Origin of the sequence: Streptomyces sp. NPDC001568 (assembly GCF_042893755.1) — a bacterium.
In the GTDB taxonomy this organism is placed as follows: domain Bacteria; phylum Actinomycetota; class Actinomycetes; order Streptomycetales; family Streptomycetaceae; genus Streptomyces.
Genome location: NZ_JBIAVF010000016.1, coordinates 146,288 through 165,105 on the forward strand (window position 1 = coordinate 146,288; position 18,818 = coordinate 165,105).

At 71.1% G+C, this 18,818-nt stretch carries 14 protein-coding genes; 7 read left to right on the top strand and 7 right to left on the bottom strand.

The window, feature by feature from the left end; genetic code table 11:
• Positions 1-91 precede the first annotated feature (91 nt).
• From ACFY0I_RS27920 to ACFY0I_RS27930, 3 genes are all read left to right on the top strand, one after another.
• Complete coding sequence (locus ACFY0I_RS27920) at positions 92-1,540, top strand: phosphotransferase (protein ID WP_388900997.1); 1,449 nt, start codon at positions 92-94, stop codon at positions 1,538-1,540.
• Entirely contained in the window at positions 1,537-3,819 is a 2,283-nt protein-coding gene (glgB, locus tag ACFY0I_RS27925) for a 1,4-alpha-glucan branching enzyme (protein ID WP_388900999.1), read from the top strand. Before ACFY0I_RS27920 ends, glgB begins: the two co-directional genes overlap by 4 nt.
• Positions 3,820-4,174: 355 nt before the next feature.
• Positions 4,175-4,864, top strand: coding sequence for a helix-turn-helix domain-containing protein (locus ACFY0I_RS27930; protein ID WP_388901001.1), 690 nt, complete (start codon positions 4,175-4,177; stop codon positions 4,862-4,864).
• A 118-nt stretch (positions 4,865-4,982) separates the two neighbouring features.
• Here the strand turns inward: ACFY0I_RS27930 and ACFY0I_RS27935 are convergent, their stop codons facing one another.
• Positions 4,983-6,008 (bottom strand): ATP-dependent 6-phosphofructokinase, encoded by a 1,026-nt coding sequence (locus ACFY0I_RS27935; protein ID WP_388901003.1) that lies wholly within the window; start codon positions 6,006-6,008, stop codon positions 4,983-4,985.
• Positions 6,009-6,318: 310 nt separating this feature from the next.
• Between ACFY0I_RS27935 and pta the strand changes: the two genes are divergently transcribed.
• The 3 genes from pta to pyk all read left to right on the top strand — a co-directional run bounded on the left by pta (position 6,319) and on the right by pyk (position 11,197).
• Positions 6,319-8,433: a phosphate acetyltransferase gene (pta, locus tag ACFY0I_RS27940; protein WP_388901005.1), complete on the top strand. Its 2,115-nt coding sequence runs from the start codon at positions 6,319-6,321 to the stop codon at positions 8,431-8,433.
• Between the two features lie 56 nt (positions 8,434-8,489).
• A complete protein-coding gene (locus ACFY0I_RS27945; RefSeq protein WP_388901007.1) occupies positions 8,490-9,704 on the top strand; it encodes an acetate kinase in 1,215 nt (404 codons plus the stop codon).
• A gap of 62 nt (positions 9,705-9,766) precedes the next feature.
• Positions 9,767-11,197 carry a pyruvate kinase gene (pyk, locus tag ACFY0I_RS27950; protein ID WP_388901009.1) on the top strand — a complete coding sequence of 477 codons (1,431 nt, stop codon included), beginning with the start codon at positions 9,767-9,769 and terminating at the stop codon, positions 11,195-11,197.
• A 168-nt stretch (positions 11,198-11,365) separates the two neighbouring features.
• On the opposite strand, the gene ACFY0I_RS27955 is transcribed toward pyk, so the two are convergent.
• The 4 genes from ACFY0I_RS27955 to ACFY0I_RS27970 all read right to left on the bottom strand — a co-directional run bounded on the left by ACFY0I_RS27955 (position 11,366) and on the right by ACFY0I_RS27970 (position 15,618).
• A complete protein-coding gene (locus tag ACFY0I_RS27955; RefSeq protein WP_388901011.1) occupies positions 11,366-12,715 on the bottom strand; it encodes a hypothetical protein in 1,350 nt (449 codons plus the stop codon).
• On the bottom strand, positions 12,705-13,277 hold the full coding sequence (locus ACFY0I_RS27960) for a DUF6114 domain-containing protein (RefSeq protein WP_388901012.1): 573 nt from the start codon (positions 13,275-13,277) through the stop codon (positions 12,705-12,707). The genes ACFY0I_RS27955 and ACFY0I_RS27960 overlap by 11 nt, the downstream gene beginning before the upstream one ends.
• 107 nt (positions 13,278-13,384) lie before the next feature.
• Positions 13,385-14,023: a DUF6230 family protein gene (locus tag ACFY0I_RS27965; RefSeq protein WP_388901014.1), complete on the bottom strand. Its 639-nt coding sequence runs from the start codon at positions 14,021-14,023 to the stop codon at positions 13,385-13,387.
• A 602-nt stretch (positions 14,024-14,625) separates the two neighbouring features.
• The gene (locus ACFY0I_RS27970) at positions 14,626-15,618 is read right to left on the bottom strand and encodes a tetratricopeptide repeat protein (protein WP_388901016.1); all 993 of its coding nucleotides are present in this window, start codon (positions 15,616-15,618) and stop codon (positions 14,626-14,628) included.
• Between the two features lie 304 nt (positions 15,619-15,922).
• On the opposite strand from ACFY0I_RS27970, the gene ACFY0I_RS27975 reads away from it, so the two are divergent.
• Positions 15,923-16,561 carry a TetR/AcrR family transcriptional regulator gene (locus ACFY0I_RS27975; RefSeq protein ID WP_388901018.1) on the top strand — a complete coding sequence of 213 codons (639 nt, stop codon included), beginning with the start codon at positions 15,923-15,925 and terminating at the stop codon, positions 16,559-16,561.
• A 76-nt stretch (positions 16,562-16,637) separates the two neighbouring features.
• Here the strand turns inward: ACFY0I_RS27975 and ACFY0I_RS27980 are convergent, their stop codons facing one another.
• Positions 16,638-18,338, bottom strand: a complete 1,701-nt coding sequence (locus tag ACFY0I_RS27980; RefSeq protein WP_388901019.1) for a methylmalonyl-CoA mutase — start codon at positions 18,336-18,338, stop codon at positions 16,638-16,640.
• A gap of 110 nt (positions 18,339-18,448) precedes the next feature.
• Positions 18,449-18,778 (bottom strand): DUF3817 domain-containing protein, encoded by a 330-nt coding sequence (locus ACFY0I_RS27985; RefSeq protein WP_362876919.1) that lies wholly within the window; start codon positions 18,776-18,778, stop codon positions 18,449-18,451.
• Between the last annotated feature and the right edge of the window lie 40 nt (positions 18,779-18,818).

Below are 18,818 nucleotides of genomic sequence, written 5' to 3' on the forward strand. Positions count from 1 at the left end.
ACCCGACACTCGCACATACCGGAGAAGCAACTGCCGCACATCCGGGACACTCTGCGCATTCTGTGACGGCCCGGGGAAAGGACGCGACGCCATGTCGGAGGCTGCATCCGCCCGGAGCCGGCTGACGGCCGACCGGGCCGCCGGGATCGGCCCGTTGGAACCGATGCTGAGGGCCTGGTTGCCCGCACAGCGCTGGTTCGCGGGCAAGGGCCGCACCATCAGCAGGTTGAGGGCCGTTTCGGCGGCCGAACTGCTGCCGCCGGGATCCGTTCCCGGACTGCTCCACCTGCTCCTCGACGTGGACGGGGACTGCTACCAGCTCCTGCTGGGCATCCGCCCGTCCCCGCTCCCGCCCGCCCTCGCGCCCGCACTGATCGGGACCGCCGAGGACGGCCCGTACGCGGGCAGGGCGGTCTACGAGGCGCTGGGCGATCCCCGGCTCGCCGCCATGCTGCTGGAGCGACTGCGCTCCCCCGGCACCCTCGGCCCGCTCCGTTTCGACCGGGACCCCCAGGCCCCGGTCCCGGCCGGGCTGCAACCCCGGCCGCTCTCGGGGGAGCAGACCAACTCCTCCCTCATCTATGGAGATTCGTTCATCCTCAAGGTGTTCCGCCGCGTCGGACCCGGCGTCAATCCGGACCTGGAACTGCCCAGAGCACTGGCCGCCGCCGGTTGCTCCCGGGTACCCGCGCCCGTCGCCTGGTACGAGGCCGCACTGCCCGGGGCCGAGCCGCTGACCCTGGGCGTGCTCCAGCCGTACCTGCGCGGCTCCGACGACGGCTGGCAGCTGGCCCTGCGCCGACTGGGCGCCGGCGCCGACTTCACCGCGGAGGCGCACGCGCTGGGCCGGGCCACCGCCGAGGTGCACAGCGCCCTCGCCTCCGCCCTGCCCACCATCGCGCTGGGGCCCGAGCAGACCGCCCGGCTCGCCGCCGGGATGACCGCCCGGCTCGCCGCCACCGCGCGCGAGGTCCCCGCGCTCCAGCCCTACGAGGCCGGCCTGCGCGGCGCCTTCGACGCCCTGGCCGCGTCCCGGGGGGCCGGGGTACCGGCCCAGCGCATCCACGGCGACCTGCACCTGGGCCAGACCCTGCGCACCGTCGACGGCACCTGGGCGCTGATCGACTTCGAGGGCGAACCGGCCCGTTCGCTCGCCGACCGGCGCCGCCCCGAACCGGCCGTGCGGGACATCGCGGGGATACTGCGTTCCTTCGACTACGCCGCCCGCTCGCACCGACCGTTCGCCCCCGCATGGGCGGACGCCTGCCGGGCCGCGTTCTGCGAGGGCTACGCCCGCACCACCGGCCGGGACCCGCGCGAGGACCCCGTCCTGCTGCGCGCGTACGAGACCGACAAGGCGGTGTACGAGGCCCGCTACGAGTCCCGCCACCGACCCGACTGGCTGCACGTCCCGATGGCGGCGATCCGCCGCCTGTCGGAACCGCAGCGGCCCGCCCACCGCGTGCCGCCGACCCCGCCCGCTCCCGGTTCCGTCTCCCCCCATCCGCATCCGAAGCCCCCGAGGAGGCCGCTCGCGTGAGCGCCGCACGACAGCCGTCACCGACCGTCCGCGACGAAACCGCCCCCGAGACCGGGAAGAAGCCCCGTACCCCGCGGGCCCGACGGGCCGACCCGCTGCACGGCGGCGTCCGGCCCGCGCCCGCGCTCGCCGCCGAGGAACGCGCCCGGCTGCTGGAGGGCCGCCACCACGACCCGCACGGGGTGCTGGGCGCCCGCGCCCAGCGGGGCGGGGTCGCCTTCCGGGTGCTGCGCCCCCACGCGAAGTCCGTCACGATCGTGGCGAAGGGGCTGCGGGCCGAGCTCTTCGACGACGGGGACGGGCTGTTCTCGGGGCTGCTGCCGCTGACCGGCGTGCCGGACTACCGGCTGCTGGTGACGTACGACGGCGACGAGGTGGAGGTCCACGACCCGTACCGGTTCCTGCCCGCCCTCGGTGAGCTGGACCTGCACCTGATCGGCGAGGGTCGGCACGAGGAGCTGTGGACGGCGCTCGGCTCGCAGCCCATGGAACACCAGGGCGTGACCGGCACCCGGTTCACCGTGTGGGCGCCGAACGCCCAGGGCGTCCGGGTCACCGGCGACTTCTCGTACTGGGACCCCGCCGCCCACCCGATGCGCTCGCTCGGTTCCACCGGGGTGTGGGAGCTGTTCCTGCCGGGGGTGGGCGAGGGAACCCTGTACAAGTACGACATCACGCGCCCGGACGGCAGCCACACCGTGCGCGCCGACCCGATGGCCCGGTACGCGGAGGTCCCGCCGGCGACCGCGTCGGTGGTGACCGCCTCCCGGTACGAGTGGCAGGACGCCGACTGGATGCTGACGCGCGGCGAACGGCCGCCGCACCAGGCGCCGTTCTCCGTCTACGAGGTGCACCTGGCGTCCTGGCGGCCGGGGCTCGGCTACCGGCAGCTCGCCGAGCAGCTGCCCGCGTACGTCAAGGAGCTGGGCTTCACGCACGTGGAGCTGATGCCGGTCGCCGAGCACCCCTTCGGTGGTTCCTGGGGCTACCAGGTCACCGGCCTCTACGCGCCGACCTCGCGGATGGGCACCCCGGACGACTTCCGGTTCCTGGTGGACTCGCTGCACCGGGCGGGCATCGGGGTGATCGTGGACTGGGTGCCCGCGCACTTCCCGCGCGACGAGTGGGCGCTCGCCGAGTTCGACGGCCGGCCGCTGTACGAGCACGGTGACCCGCAGCGGGCCGCCCACCCCGACTGGGGGACGCTGGAGTTCGACTACGGCCGCAAGGAGGTCCGCAACTTCCTCGTCGCCAACGCCGTGTACTGGTGCCAGGAGTTCCACGTGGACGGCCTGCGCGTGGACGCGGTGGCCTCGATGCTGTACCTGGACTACTCGCGCGAGGACGGCGAGTGGTCGCCGAACGAGCACGGCGGCCGGGAGAACCTGGACGCGGTGGCCTTCCTCCAGGAGATGAACGCGACGGTCTACCGGCGCTGCCCGGGCGTGATGACGATCGCGGAGGAGTCCACGGCCTGGGACGGGGTGACCCGGCCGACGGACTCGGGCGGGCTCGGCTTCGGCATGAAGTGGAACATGGGCTGGATGCACGACACCCTGCGGTACGTGTCGAAGGAGCCGGTGCACCGCAAGTACCACCACAACGACATGACGTTCGGGATGGTGTACGCGTTCAGCGAGAACTACGTGCTGCCGATCTCGCACGACGAGGTGGTGCACGGCAAGCGGGCCCTGGTGTCGAAGATGCCGGGCGACTGGTGGCAGCAGCGGGCCACGCACCGGGCGTACCTGGGGTTCATGTGGGCCCACCCGGGCAAGCAACTGCTCTTCATGGGACAGGAGTTCGCGCAGGGTTCGGAATGGTCGGAGTCGCACGGGCCGGACTGGTGGCTGCTGGACTCCTCCTACTCGGCGGCCGGTGACCACCGGGGCGTGCGCGACCTCGTGCGGGACCTGAACCACACGTACGGGGCGACGCCGGCGCTGTGGGAGCGGGACACGGTGCCGGAGGGCTTCGCCTGGGTGGCGGGGGACGCCGCCGAGGACAACGTGCTGGCGTTCCTCCGGTTCGCGCAGGACGGCTCCCAGCTGCTGTGCGTCTCGAACTTCTCCCCGGTGGTCCGGCACGCGTACCGGATCGGGGTACCGGAGGAGGTTCCCCTCTGGCGGGAGGTCCTCAACACCGACCGGGCGGCCTACGGCGGGAGCGACGTCCACCATGCCGCGCCACTCCTGCCCGAGCCGGTGCCGACCCAGGGACGCGCGGCCAGTCTGCGGCTGACGCTCCCGCCGCTGGCGACGGTCTGGCTCACGCCGTAGCGAACCGCTCCCCCCGACGACCTCGGGCCCGGGCGCCGGCAGGGCGGTCGGCCTCCGGGCGCGGTCGGGAGGGGGCGGGGGCCCTCGCCACCCCCGTATGCGAGGGCCCCCGATACGGATCACGTACGGGGCGCACGGCGGGTTCAGGACGTGTGACGGGGATCACGTGACGGGTGTGACCGGGCACCTGAAATGGAGTGGCTAAATCCGTACGCTATGAATGGATCTTCGACTGATCCGATTACCGGACAGTCGCAGGGAAACCCGTCCAAAGCCCTTATCTCAATAGGACTTTCCTACGAGTTATGAGCTTGTTTGAACGGTTGGTAGTCGCCAAGCCTTGGCCACTTCTACCGTGTGCCCTGTGCACTCCAGCCCACCTTTCAATGCCCCCGCCGCGCGTCGTCTGCGCGCGGCCCTGGGCATGGCTCCCGGTCATGTCGCCTATGGCCTGCGAGCCCAGTACGGACTGCTCGTCGCGCCCGAGACCGTGATGGCCTGGGAGCGCGGCGAACAATCGCCGAGCTCGACCGAGCTCACGGCCCTCGCGGGCGTGCTCTGGTGTTCCCCGGCGGAGCTGCTCGCCGAGCCGGTCACCCTGCGGGAACACCGCGTCGCCCGCGGCTTCGACCCCGACGACCTGGCCCGACGGCTCGGCCTCGACGCGAACGCGTACCAGAAGATGGAGGACACCGGACGCTGGAAGGGCAACGAGCGACAGTCCGCGGCCCTGGCCTCGGTGCTCGGCCTGACCCTGGCCCAGTTCATCACGGCGACCGGCAAGCACGACGAACTCACCGACCTGCTCCGCAGCGCGGTGACCACCCGCTGGCAGGCGTACGTGAAACCCCTCGCCAAGCTGCTCCCCGTGCCCAAGGCCAACCTGGAGCGCGCGCTGGAGCTGCTGCACGGCGACTACCAGGCCCGGATGGTGTCCACCCTGAGCTGGGGCGGCGCCGAGGGCGCCGGCGCCGGAACCTCGGGGCGGGAGTTCCTCGCGGAGATCACCGACCGGTTCTGGGCCCTGGTCGGCGGTGCGGGATAGGACACACCGCCGCCCCGCCGGCCGGAACCGCGAACGGCCCCGGGCGCTCCGCGGGGGAGGCGCACCGGGGCCGTTCGGCAGGTGAAGAGGGGCCGGAGGTCCCGGCCGGGCGGGCCGGTCAGAAGACCGACTCGGCCTCGTACATCCGCTCCTCGGGAACGGTCTTCAGCTCGGTGACGGCGTGGGCCAGCGGGGCCATCACGATGTCGGTGCCGCGCAGCGCGGTCATGTTGCCGAACTCGCCGCGGTGGACGGCCTCCACCGCGTGCCAGCCGAAGCGGGTCGCGAGGACGCGGTCGTAGGCGGTGGGCGTGCCGCCGCGCTGCACGTGGCCGAGGATGACCGGACGGGCCTCCTTGCCGAGCCGGTGCTCCAGCTCGACGGCGAGGCGGTTGCCGATGCCGGCGAAGCGCTCGTGACCGTACTGGTCGATGGCGCCCTTCTCGTACGGCATGGAGCCCTCGGCCGGGTGCGCGCCCTCCGCCACGCAGACGACCGCGAACTTCTTGCCGCGGGCGAAGCGTTCCTCCACCATCTTGACCAGGGCGTCCACCTCGAAGGGGCGCTCCGGCAGACAGATGCCGTGGGCGCCGCCGGCCATGCCGGACTCCAGGGCGATCCAACCGGCGTGCCGGCCCATGACCTCGACGACCATCACGCGCTGGTGCGATTCGGCGGTGGTCTTCAGTCGGTCGATGGCCTCGGTGGCCACCATGACGGCGGTGTCGAAACCGAAGGTGCGGTCCGTGGAGGAGATGTCGTTGTCGATGGTCTTCGGTACGCCCACGACGGGCATCCCCGCGTCCGACAGCATGCGGGCGGCGGTCAGGGTGCCCTCGCCGCCGATCGGGATGAGCGCGTCGATCTGGTACCGCCTGGCCAACTCGGCCGCGTTCTCGGCGGCTTCGTGGAGGCGGGCTCGCTCCATGCGGGCCGAGCCGAGGATCGTGCCGCCGCGGGCGAGGATGCCGCTGACGGCGTTGATGTCGAGGGGGCGGTAGTGACCGTCGAGCAGGCCCTTGAAGCCGTCCTCGAAGCCGATGACCTCGTCCCCGTGACCGACGACGGCGCGGTGTACGACCGACCGGATGACAGCGTTCAGGCCCGGGCAGTCGCCGCCTGCGGTGAGAACTCCGATACGCATCGTGCTGTGTCTCCTGCTCCTGGTCGTACCTGGCCGTACGCGTGCGGGCGGACGACCGTACATATGAAGGGCGTATTGATGACGCCTGTCCGATTGTTCCACGTGCCCGGGTGGCCGCGCGCTGCGCGCCACTCCGCCCACCGGGCCTTTCGACCCTCCCGCAGGGCCTTTGTTCCGGCGGGCGCCCTATCCATTGCCGGAGGTATTGTCAAGGGGTCAAGCCCCACGCATTCGGGATGAACGACGCACGGATCGGCCCGCCGCACGGTGGGGCGCCACGACCATCACAGACCACGGACGGAGAGCACGCGTGACGCGCAGCGTGTACGTGACCGGTATCGAGCGGGGGGACGGCCGACAGGTCGTCGAGCTGGGGATCATGGAGCTCCTGACCCGGCAGACGGGTCGGGTGGGCGTGTACCGCCCCCTGCTCCACGACGCCCCGGACCGGCTCTTCGACCTGCTCAAGGCCCGATACCGGATCGAGCAGGACGCGGCCACGGCCTACGGCATGGAGTACCACGAGGCCTCCGCCATCCTGGCCGAGAAGGGCACCGACGAGCTGGTCTCCCGGCTGGTCGACCGCTTCCACCGGGTGGCCCGTGACTACGAGGTCATGCTGGTCCTGGGCACCGACTACGCCGACACCAACCTCCCCGACGAGCTGGCGCTGAACGCCCGCCTCGCCAACGAGCTCGGTGCGGTCGTCGTCCCCGTGGTGGGCGGCACCAAGCACCCGGCCGAGGCCGTGCGCGCCGAGACCCGCAACGCCTACCGCGCCTACGAGAGCCTGGGCTGCCACGTCGTCGCGATGGTCGTGAACCGGGTGGCCCCCGAGGACCGCGACGTCATAGCCGAACGGCTGGCCGCCCGGCTCCCCGTCCCCTGCTACGTGCTGCCGGACGACAAGTCCCTGTCCGCCCCGACCGTCGCGCAGATCACCCGCGCGCTCGGCGGCGAGGTGCTCCTGGGCGACGAGGCGGGGCTGGCGCGCGACGCCGTCGACTTCGTCTTCGGCGGTGCGATGCTGCCGAACTTCCTCAACGCCCTGACGCCCGGCTGCCTCGTCGTCACCCCCGGGGACCGCTCGGACCTGGTGATCGGCGCGCTCGCCGCGCACACCTCCGGCACCCCGCCGATCGCCGGCGTACTGCTGACCCTGAACGAGCGGCCGGGCCAGGACATCCTGACGCTGGCCTCGAAGCTGGCGCCCGGTACGCCCGTCGTCTCGGTGGCCGGCAACAGCTTCCCGACCGCCGCCGAGCTGTTCTCCCTCCAGAGCCGACTGAACTCGGCGACCCCGCGCAAGCTGGAGACGGCCCTCGGCCTCTTCGAGCGGCACGTCGACACCGCCGAGCTGCGCGGCCTGCTGTCGGTGGCCCGCTCCGAGCGCGTCACCCCGATGATGTTCGAACACGAACTGCTGGAGCGGGCCCGCGCCGAGCGGCGCCGCGTGGTGCTGCCCGAGGGAACCGAGGAGCGGGTGCTGCGCGCCGCGGACGTGGTGCTGCGCCGCGGGGTCTGCGACCTGACCCTGCTGGGCGAGGAGCCGGCCATCCTGAAGAAGGCGGCCGACCTGGGCATCGACATCTCGGGCGCGCAGCTGATCGACCCGGCGACCTCGGCGCTGCGCGAACGCTTCGCCGAGTACTACGCGAAGGCCCGCGCCCACAAGGGGATGACCGTCGAACTCGCCAACGACGTGGTCACGGACGTGAATTACTTCGGCACCCTGATGGTCCAGGAGGGGCTCGCCGACGGCATGGTCTCCGGGTCGGTGCACTCCACCGCGGCCACCATCCGCCCCGCCTTCGAGATCATCAAGACGAAGCCCGACGCGGCGATCGTCTCCTCGGTCTTCTTCATGTGCCTGGCCGACAAGGTCCTCGTCTACGGCGACTGCGCGGTCAATCCGGACCCCGACGCCGAGCAGCTCGCGGACATCGCCGTGCAGGCCTCCGCCACGGCCGCCGCGTTCGGCGTCGAGCCGCGGATCGCCATGCTCTCGTACTCCACCGGCACCTCGGGCTCCGGGGCGGACGTGGACAAGGTCCGCAAGGCCACCGAGATCGTTCGCTCGCAGCGGCCCGACCTGCTGATCGAGGGACCGATCCAGTACGACGCGGCCGTGGAGCCCTCGGTCGCGGCGACCAAGCTGCCCGAGTCCGACGTGGCCGGGCGGGCGACCGTGCTGATCTTCCCCGACCTCAACACGGGCAACAACACCTACAAGGCCGTGCAGCGTTCGGCGGGCGCCGTCGCGGTCGGCCCGGTGCTCCAGGGTCTGCGCAAGCCGGTCAACGACCTGTCGCGCGGCGCGCTGGTGCAGGACATCGTCACCACCGTGGCGATCACCGCGATCCAGGCCCAGAACCAGGGAACGCGGAGCCAGGGGGCCCCGGACGCCCCGGTCTCCGGGGCCTGACACCGACCGGCCCGCCCGCATCCCCCCTCCGAACGCGACAAGGAAAGACCCTCATCGTGACCGCATCGCGCGTACTCGTCCTCAACTCCGGCTCCTCGTCGGTGAAGTACCAGCTCCTCGACATGGCGGACCGGTCCCGGCTGGCCGCCGGCCTGGTGGAGCGCATCGGCGAGGAGACCTCGCGGCTCACCCACGAGCCGCTGACCGGACCCGGCGCCGCGGGCGGCAGGCGCGAGCGGCTCGGCCCGATCGCCGACCACGGGGCCGCGTTGAAGGCGGTCGCGGCGGAACTGGCCGCCGACGGGATGGGGCTGGACTCCCCCGAGCTGGCGGCCGTGGGCCACCGGGTGGTGCACGGCGGAACCCGCTTCACCGAGCCGACGGTCATCGACGACGAGGTCCTGGCGGAGATCCGCAGCCTGATCCCGCTGGCCCCGCTGCACAACCCGGCGAACGTCACCGGCATCGAGGTGGCGCGCGAGCTGCGTCCGGACCTCCCGCAGGTCGCGGTGTTCGACACCGCCTTCCACGCGACGATGCCGGAGCACGTGGCGCGGTACGCGATCGACGCGGCCACGGCCGACAAGTACGCCATCCGGCGGTACGGCTTCCACGGCACCTCCCACGCCTACGTCTCCCGGGCCGCGGCCCGGCTCCTGGGCAAGCCGGTGGAGGACGTGAACGTGATCGTGCTGCACCTGGGCAACGGCGCCTCCGCCTCGGCCGTACGGGGCGGGGTGTGCGTGGAGACGTCCATGGGGCTGACGCCGCTGGAGGGGCTGGTCATGGGGACCCGTTCGGGCGACCTGGACCCGGCGGTGATCTTCCACCTGGCGCGGGTGGGCGGCCTGTCCATCGACGAGATCGACTCGCTGCTCAACAAGAAGAGCGGTCTGCTGGGTCTGTGCGGCGACAACGACATGCGCGAGGTGCAGCGGCGGGCCGACGGGGGCGACGCCGCGGCCCGGCTGGCCCTGGACGCGTACGTGCACCGGCTGAAGAAGTACATCGGCGCCTACACGGCGGTGCTGGGTCGGGTGGACGCGGTGGTGTTCACCGCGGGCGTCGGCGAGAACGCGTCCGGAATCCGGGCAGCAGCGGTACAGGGGCTGGAGGAGCTCGGCCTGGCGCTGGACCTGGAGGCCAACGCGGCGAGGTCCTCCGAGCCCCGACTGGTGTCGGCCGAGTACGCCAGGGTGGCGGTGGCCGTGGTCCCCACCGATGAGGAACTGGAGATCGCCACCCAGGCGCACGCGCTGGTTACCCGCTAGTCACTTGGACTTTCCACCAGACGGAATATTCCGCTACGAAACAAACGGATAGGATCCGCTCCATGCGCCGTTCCAAAATCGTCTGCACGCTGGGCCCCGCCGTCGACTCGTATGAGCAGCTGAAAGCGCTCATCGAGGCAGGTATGAACGTGGCCCGATTCAACTTCAGCCACGGATCCCAGGCAGAACACCAGGAGCGGTACGACCGCGTCCGGAAGGTCTCCGAGGACACCGGCCGTGCGGTCGGCGTCCTCGCCGACCTCCAGGGTCCGAAGATCCGTCTGGAAACCTTCGCCGAGGGTCCCGTCGAGCTGGTGCGCGGTGACGAGTTCACCATCACCATCGAGGACGTCCCCGGCGACAAGTCCATCTGTGGCACCACCTACAAGGGTCTCCCGGGCGACGTGTCCAAGGGTGACCAGGTCCTGATCAACGACGGCAACGTCGAGCTCCGCGTGACCGGGGTCGAGGGCCCGCGGGTCAAGACCATCGTCATCGAGGGCGGTGTCATCTCGGACCACAAGGGCATCAACCTGCCGGGTGCCGCCGTGAACGTCCCCGCCCTGTCGGAGAAGGACGTCGACGACCTGCGGTTCGCCCTGCGGATGGGCTGCGACATGGTCGCCCTGTCCTTCGTCCGGGACGCCAACGACGTCAAGGACGTCCACAAGGTCATGGACGAGGAGGGCCGCCGGGTCCCCGTCATCGCCAAGGTCGAGAAGCCGCAGGCCGTCGAGAACATGGCCGCCGTGGTCGACGCCTTCGACGCGGTCATGGTGGCCCGTGGTGACCTGGCCGTCGAGTATCCGCTCGAGAAGGTCCCGATGGTCCAGAAGCGGCTCATCGAGATGTGCCGCCGCAACGCCAAGCCGGTGATCGTCGCGACCCAGATGATGGAGTCGATGATCACCAACTCCCGCCCGACGCGCGCCGAGGCGTCCGACGTCGCCAACGCGATCCTCGACGGCGCGGACGCGGTCATGCTGTCCGCCGAGTCCTCGGTCGGCGCCTACCCGATCGAGACCGTCAAGACGATGTCCAAGATCGTCACGGCGGCCGAGGAGGAGCTCCTGTCCAAGGGCCTCCAGCCGCTGGTCCCGGGCAAGAAGCCCCGTACCCAGGGCGGCTCCGTCGCCCGCGCGGCCTGCGAGATCGCGGACTTCCTCGACGGCAAGGCCCTCATCGCCTTCACCCAGTCCGGGGACACGGCCCGCCGGCTCTCGCGCTACCGCGCCACGCAGCCGATCCTGGCCTTCACCACGGACGTCAACACCCGCAACCAGCTCACGCTGAGCTGGGGCGTCGAGTCCTACGTCGTTCCGCACGTGGACAACACGGACGCGATGGTCGACCTCGTGGACGGCGAGCTGCACAAGCTGGCCCGCTACAACGAGGGCGACACCATGGTCATCACGGCCGGCTCGCCCCCCGGCGTCCCGGGCACCACCAACATGGTGCGCGTCCACCACGTCGGCGGCTCCACCCGCGACTGACGTCGCGGGCCCCACGCCGAACGCGCCGTCGCCGAAGGGCGACGGCGTCGAGATGACTCTGCCGCACAGAGACCGAGGGCGGCACCCCGGATCATCGGGGTGCCGCCCTCGGTGCGTGCGCGGTGCCTGTGCCCGTGCCGTGCGTGTGCCCGGCGCCCCGCGTCCCGGTTACTTCGGGCCGATGTAGTTCTTGAGGCCCGGGACGGTGAGGTTGCCGCCGAACTGGCCGGCCTGGACGACCTTGACGTTCGTGAAGAACGCGAAGGGGACGTTCAGCGGCGGCGGGCTGTTCGGGGTGAACTCGATCGGGATGAGCCCGAACAGGTTCCCCTTGAGGCTCTCGGTGTACATCGTCACCTTGCCGCCGCGGATCGTGGACGTGGACCCCGGACGGGACTTCAGCTGGGCGGTGTTCGCGCCCGTCCCGACCGTTTGGTACAGGTCCTTGATGTCGAGCGAGTCCGCCGTGAACTTCAGGACCTTCTTGGTCTTGCCGCCCGCCGTCTTCACCTCGACGATGCCCTCGTAGTCGAGGCCGTAGAGGGTCAGCAGCGAGCTGTCGAGGTACCAGGGCTCGTCGGGCAGGAGCGGTACGCCCTGTTCGAGCTTGGCGTCGGCCAGGGCCTTGGCGTCGTAGGTCGGGCAGGGGAAGGGTTCCTTCCCGTCCGGGTCCTTCGTCGCCTCGTCCTTGGCGTCCTCGTCGGCCTCGTCCTTGGCGTCCTTGGCGTCCTCGTCCTTGTCCGCCTTGTCCTTGTCGGCCTCGGCGTCCTTGGCGGGCGTCTTGCCCGTCTCGTCCTTGGGGGACTTCGCGGTGTCCTTGACGTCCTGCGGCAGTTCCTTCACCGGGACGCCGGCCTTCTTCGCCGCGTCGCGGATCGCGTCCGCGGCCGGGTCCGGGGTCTGCGCACCGCTCGGAGTGGGCGCGGGCGTCGGGGTGACCGGCTTCTTCGCGTCCTGGAGGGGCTTGCCGAGTTCGTCGAAGAGGCCCTTGACGGCATCCCCGACACCCAGCGGGTCCAGCGGATTGGGCGTCTTCGACGCCGAGGGGGACGGGGCCGTGCTCGTGGAGGGCGCCGTCGTGGGGGTCTGCTTCCCGGTCGTCGCGGCCCCGGAGGGCTTGACGGCGGCGGGGGTCTTCGTGGCCGAGGGGGTCGCCCCCGGCTTCGGTGCGCCGGTCGCGCTCGGTGAGGGGCCGGCGGTGGGCGACGTACTCGGTGACGGCGTCTTCGACGGGGAACCGCTCGGCGACGGCGAGGCCGACTCCGCGGGCTCGTCCGAACGCGTCACGCACGGGCCGGGCGCGAAGGGGATGTCCTTCTCGTCGGCCAGCGCCATCTTCGGCGCCATGCCCATCCCGACGAACACGGCCGTCGGCATCGCCGCCAGCGCCATCGTCTTGCCGACGGGTATCTGGAGCTTGTTCAGCAGCGATTTCTTGGGCGCCGCGTGCCGCGGGCCCTTTCTCTCACGGGACTCTGCGCCTGGGGCCACGCCCCGCTGCGTCTCGTCACCCCGCACTGTTCCTCCCGCCATCGGCGTGGGCAGTCGTCTCGGTCAGGTGCGCCGTTTCCGTGTCGCGGGGAGCCGGGACGCCGTACGGGTTGCCCGCCGGCACCTCCGTCTTGGCCGCCGCCGCTGCCTCGGCCTCGGCCTCGGCTTCCGCCTCCTCGTCCACCGGTTCGCCGGGAGCCCACGACAGTGCGAGGGCGCCGCCGATCATGGAGGAGAGGAAGCCCATGAAGAAGCCGCCGAGGTTGGACACCGGGATGGACACCAGGGCCAGCAGGATCGCGGCGACACCCGCGAAGACGCGGATGGTCTGCTGGAACCAGAGGGCCAGCCCGAGCGTGATCAGCAGGACCCCGATGATCAACGCGCCGGCCCCGCCCGTCGTGGCCATCGCGAGGGTGACGTTGCCCAACCGCAGGTCCGCGTACGGGAAGTAGGCGATCGGTACACCGCCGAGGAGCGTGAACAGGCCCGCCCAGAAGGGACGGCGGCCTCTCCAGGCGCGGAATTGGTAGTACACCACGGTGAACCAAGCGTCGTCTGCGGCGCGAACCGGGGCCTGGGGGTTCATGGACAACAGCTCCCTGGAAACGGTGGTACGGAGAACTATGTGGAGCCCACGGGGGCGGGCGGCGACGGCTGCCGCCGTCCGCCCCCGCGGTCACGCACCAGGACCGGTTACTTCTCGTCCTGGTAGCACGGCTGGTCGCCGCCGAGCAGACGCAGCTTCAGGTCGGGCAGCTTGAAGGTGCCCGCCGTGGTCGCCCACGCCTTCTGCCGGACGTTCGACAGGACGGCCTTGTCCGCACGCTGGGAGAACGCGTACGGGCTGGTGACCGTACCGGCCTGCGGCTTCGTCTTGTGGCTCGGGTCACCGACCGCGACACCGATGTCAAGGTTCTTGAACTCGGCGTCGGTGTCGAGCTCCGCCACATCCAGGTAGATGTTCTCGGCGACGGCCGGCTTGCCCTTGTGGCCGGTCCTCAGCTGCAGGGTGACGTTACCCAGCGGCGTCGGGGTGACCAGGGACTGGCACATGTTGGTGATCTCGGCGTGACTGAAGCCCGAGATGGTGACCGGGTGCTTCTGCGGGTTGCCCTTGAGGTCGTGCCCCTCGGCGATGCCGCCGTACTGGATGAGGTTGTCACCGTCGAGCTTGTCGGCCGAGACCTTGAAGTCCTGGCCGGAGACGCTGAAGGACGCCGCGAGGGCACCCTGCGCCAGACCCACACCGACCGCGGCCGTGGCCGCGATGCTCGGCACCATGACGAGCGCGAAGCGCTTCCATCTGGTCCCGCCACGAACCTGAGAATTCATTTCGTTCCTCCTTCTCGGACGTACATCTCCGGTCCGGGCCGTGCCCGTCCTGGGATGGGAGAAGTGCTACGTCCTCGGGAAGAAGCGCAGGCGGCCGAGCCGCGGCGCAGCCGCGTCCGATCCACCGGCGTTCACCCCCGAGCGACAACCACTGGGCCACGCGTTCGCGCAACCTGGAGGACAGGCCCTGCTGGTGCAGGGACCCCCCTGTCCACGGCCGGTGACACCGTCACCGGTCGGCTCGGTGGGGACCCTCCACCGCGGCTCCGGATGAGCGGCGCTGCGGGAAGGACCGAGCGTCGCCGATCGTGGTGCATTCCCGGCCGGGGCACAAGGGGGTTCGTTACTGGCGGGTAACGGGTGGATAACCGGAGTGAGGCCCGGCGCTGTCGGGCGGGCACGCAGGGTGTCACCCAGGGCCACGACAGATGGGGGGAAGTGCGAACCAACCGGACAGTTCACGCGGTTCGACTTACTGCGAGTAACAGCGGCCGCGATTACCAAGTTTTGGCAAAGCGCGGCCGCTGTTCATCGATGTGTCAACAAATCGCCGTCGGCCTCCGGGCGCCCTCGGGCGTCCTCCGGCCTGGCCCGGACCGGCCCTAGAAGAGCACGCGCGCGAGCGCCGTACGGGCCGCCGACACCCGGGGGTCGTCCGCCCCGATGACCTCGAACAGCTCCAGGAGCCGGACGCGGACGGCGTCCCGGTCGTCACCGAACGTCACCCTGACCGTGTCCACGAGACGGCCGAAGGCGTCGTCCACGTGGCCGCCCGCCAGGTCCAGGTCGGCGGCGTCCATCTGCGCGGCCGGATCCTTCGGGTTCTCGGCCGCGGCGGTGCGCACCGCCTGCGGGTCCATGCCCCCGACGCGGGTCAGCAGCGCCGCCTGGGCCAGACCCAGTTTCGCCTCGGTGTTGGTCGGGTCCTGCGCGAGTACGTCCTGGTACGCCCGCACCGCGCCGGCGAAGTCGCCGGCGTCCAGCGCGCCGACGGCCGCCTCCAGCAGCGCGTCGTACGGGCCGGCCGGCACGGAGTCCTCGGCCGCGACCGGGGCGCCCTCGGCGCCGGGGTCGACCTGGAGGCCGATGAGGCCGAAGCGCTCCTCGGCGACCTGGACCAGCTGGGCCAGGGTCTCGCGGATCTGCTGCTCGGGGGCGAGGCCCTGGAACAGCGGCAGCACCTGGCCGGCGACCACGGCGAAGACGGCCGGGATGCCCTGGATGCCGAACTGCTGCATCAGCGTCTGGTTGGCCTCGACGTCGACCTTCGCCAGGACGACACGGCCGTTCGCCTCGACGGTCAGCCGCTCCAGGAGCGGGCTGAGCTGCTTGCACGGCTCGCACCACTCGGCCCAGAAGTCGAGGACGACCGGGACCTCGTTGGACAGCTGGATGACGTCGCTCTCGAAGCCGGCCTCGGTGACGTCGAATACGAGGGCGGACGGCGGTACGGCGCCGCCGGGGGCGCTGCCCGCGCCGCCACCCTGCCGGGCCGCGTCCGCGCGCGCCTGCTCGGCCTTCGCCTTGGCCTCGCCGGCGGCCTTCACCGCGGCGAGGTCGACGACGCCGCTCATGGACATGTTTCTGGGCTGCATGCGTACATCCTCCCCCGAGTGCGCGCGCCGACGAAAAAGATCCCGAAAGATCGTCCGTGAAATGCCGTAGGACTTCGGTGCGCACCGCCGCGCACGGCCGCCGTCACCGACCGCCGTGCCGAACCGTCGCACCGTTCTGCTGGGCGGCGCCGGGTCCCCACCCGGCACCAGTAGCTCTTCGCGTGGTTGTCGCTCTTACGCTACGAGCCGTAGCGTAACTCGCCGGAGCCCTCGGCGCCCCGTGATCTGAACCACAGCGAAAGGCCCCCCGACGGTTCCCCTACTGGCGGGTATGGTCTCGGCCATGCGCAACCCCTGCCCCGGCTCCAGCTCCCCGCACGGCCGCACCGGCCGGCCCCGCAGCGCCGCTGCGGACGCCGCGATCCTCGCGGCGACGCGGGACGCGCTGGTGGACCTGGGCTGGTCGAAGCTGACGATGGGCGACGTGTCGGCCCGCGCGGGCGTCGCCAAGACCACCCTGTACCGGCGCTGGGCCGGCAAGAACGAGCTGGTCGTGGACGCGGTCGCGGAGCTCTTCGACGCACTGGAACTCCCGGACCGCGGTTCGCTCGAAGCCGACATCGAGCACGTGGTGCTGCAGTTCGCGCAGCTGCTGCGCCGCCCCGAGGCCCGTACCGCGCTGATGGCGGTCGTGGCCGAATCCACTCGGGACGAGGCCCTGCGCGACCGGATCCGCTCGGCGATCGTGGACCGGCAGAAACGTCTCGTCGTACTGGGCCGCGAACGGGCGCAGGCCCGCGGGGAACTCCCCCACGAGGAGGACGAGTCCGTCGCGGCCCGCACCACGGACCTGATCTTCGACGTGATCGCGGGCACGGTGGTGCACCGGGCCCTGGTGAGCGCCGAACCGGTCGACGAGGCGTGGGTGACCGCATTCACCACGCTGCTGATGCACGGCCTTCAAGGCCGTTCCGAGGCCTGACCGGGTGGGGAAACGGGAAGGCCGGCCGCGGCGCCACCCGTGAGGGGCGCCACGACCGGCCGGTGCCGCGCCGGGATCAGAAGCCGGGCGGTTCGGTGTAGGTGCCCCACTCGTCGCGCAACACGTTGCAGATCTCGCCCATCGTCGCCTCGGCGCGCACCGCGTCCAGCATGGCCGGGATCATGTTCGAGCCGTCGCGGGCGGCCTCCAGCATGGCGGCCAGCGAGGCCGTCACCTTGGCGTCGTCGCGGCCGGCCTTGCGCTCGGCCAACTCGCGCACCTGGACGGTCTCCACCTCGTGGCTCACCCGGAGGATCTCCAGGTCGCCGGTGACCGATCCGTGGTGCACGTTGACGCCGACGACCCGCTTGTCGCCCTTCTCCAGGGACCGCTGGTACTGGAAGGCCGATTCGGCGATCTCCCCGGTGAACCAGCCGTCCTCGATGCCGCGCAGGATGCCCGAGGTGATCGGCCCGATGGGGTGCTGCCCGTCCGGGTGGGCGCGCAGACCGCGCTCCTTGATCTGCTCGAAGATCTTCTCGGCGTCCGCCTCGATGCGGTCGGTGAGCTGCTCGACGTACCAGGAACCGCCCAGCGGGTCGGCCACGTTGGCGACGCCGGTCTCCTCCATCAGCACCTGCTGCGTGCGCAGGGCGATCTCGGCGGCCTGCTCGCTCGGCAGCGCGAGGGTCTCGTCGAGGGCGTTGGTGTGCAGGGAGTTGGTGCCGCCCAGCACGGCCGCGAGGGCTTCGACGGCGGTGCGCACGACGTTGTTGTACGGCTGCTGCGCGGTGAGGGAGACCCCGGCCGTCTGGGTGTGGAAGCGCAGCCACATGGTCTTGTCGGACTTGGCCCCGTAGACCTCCTTCATCCAACGGGCCCAGATCCGGCGGGCCGCGCGGAACTTGGCGATCTCCTCGAAGAAGTCGAGGTGCGCGTCGAAGAAGAAGGACAGGCCGGAGGCGAAGTGGTCGACGTCCAGGCCGCGGGAGAGCCCGAGTTCCACGTACCCGAAGCCGTCGGCCAGCGTGTAGGCGAGTTCCTGGGCGGCCGTCGCCCCGGCCTCGCGGATGTGGTAGCCGGAGACGGACAGCGGCTTGTAGGCCGGGATGCCGTTCGCGCAGTACTCCATGAGGTCGCCGATGAGGCGCAGGTGCGGCTCGGGTTCGAAGAGCCACTCCTTCTGGGCGATGTACTCCTTGAAGATGTCCGTCTGGAGCGTGCCGTTGAGCACCGCCGGGTCGACGCCCTGGCGCTCGGCGGCGACCAGGTACATGCAGAAGGCCGGGACGGCCGGCCCGCTGATGGTCATGGAGGTGGTGACGTCGCCGAGCGGGATGTCCTTGAACAGGACCTCCATGTCGGCGGCGGAGTCGATGGCGACGCCGCAGTGCCCGACCTCGCCCAGGGCCCTGGGGTCGTCCGAGTCGCGGCCCATGAGGGTGGGCATGTCGAAGGCGACGGAGAGCCCGCCGCCGCCGGCGGCCAGGATCATCTTGTAGCGCTCGTTGGTCTGCTCGGCGTTGCCGAAGCCGGCGAACTGGCGGATGGTCCACGTCCGGCCCCGGTAGCCGGTGGCGTGCAGCCCGCGGGTGAAGGGGTACTCCCCCGGCCAGCCGATCCGCTCGAACCCCTCGTACGCGTCACCGGGACGGGGCCCGTAGACGGGGTCGACGTCGTCTCCGGAGAGCGTCGTGAAATCGGCCTCGCGCTTGCGGGCCTTGTCGTACCGGGCCTGCCAGCGACGGCGGCCCTCCTCGATGACGTCAGCGTCCATACCCATGAATTTACTAGGACGTCCTAGTAAATGTCGATGGGAAACCCCCGGGGAGTCCCCCGGGGGTCGGATTCCCTCGCGCCCGCCGCGGTCCGCGGGCCGGGCCCTCGCTACGCCTTCGCGGTGGCGGGAGCGTCGACGAGCAGCGGCTCGACCTCGGCGCGGACCTTGCGCTCGACGAAGAAGGCGACCAGCGGGATCGTGCCGCTGACCAGGACCCAGAGCAGCTTGCCGAAGGGCCACCGCGCCTTGGAGCCCAGGTCGAAGGCGAAGACCAGGTAGATCATGAAGAGCACGCCGTGTGCCTGGGAGACCGCGAAGGTCAGGTCGGCGCCGGTGTCGAAGCCGTACTTGGCCACCATGCAGGCGCAGAGGATCAGGAGCATGACCGCGGTCACGTAGGCCATGACGCGGTAGCGGGTCAGCACGCTTCGTTTCATGCCGACGAGCCTAACCGTCCGTTTTGCTCGATCTTGACGC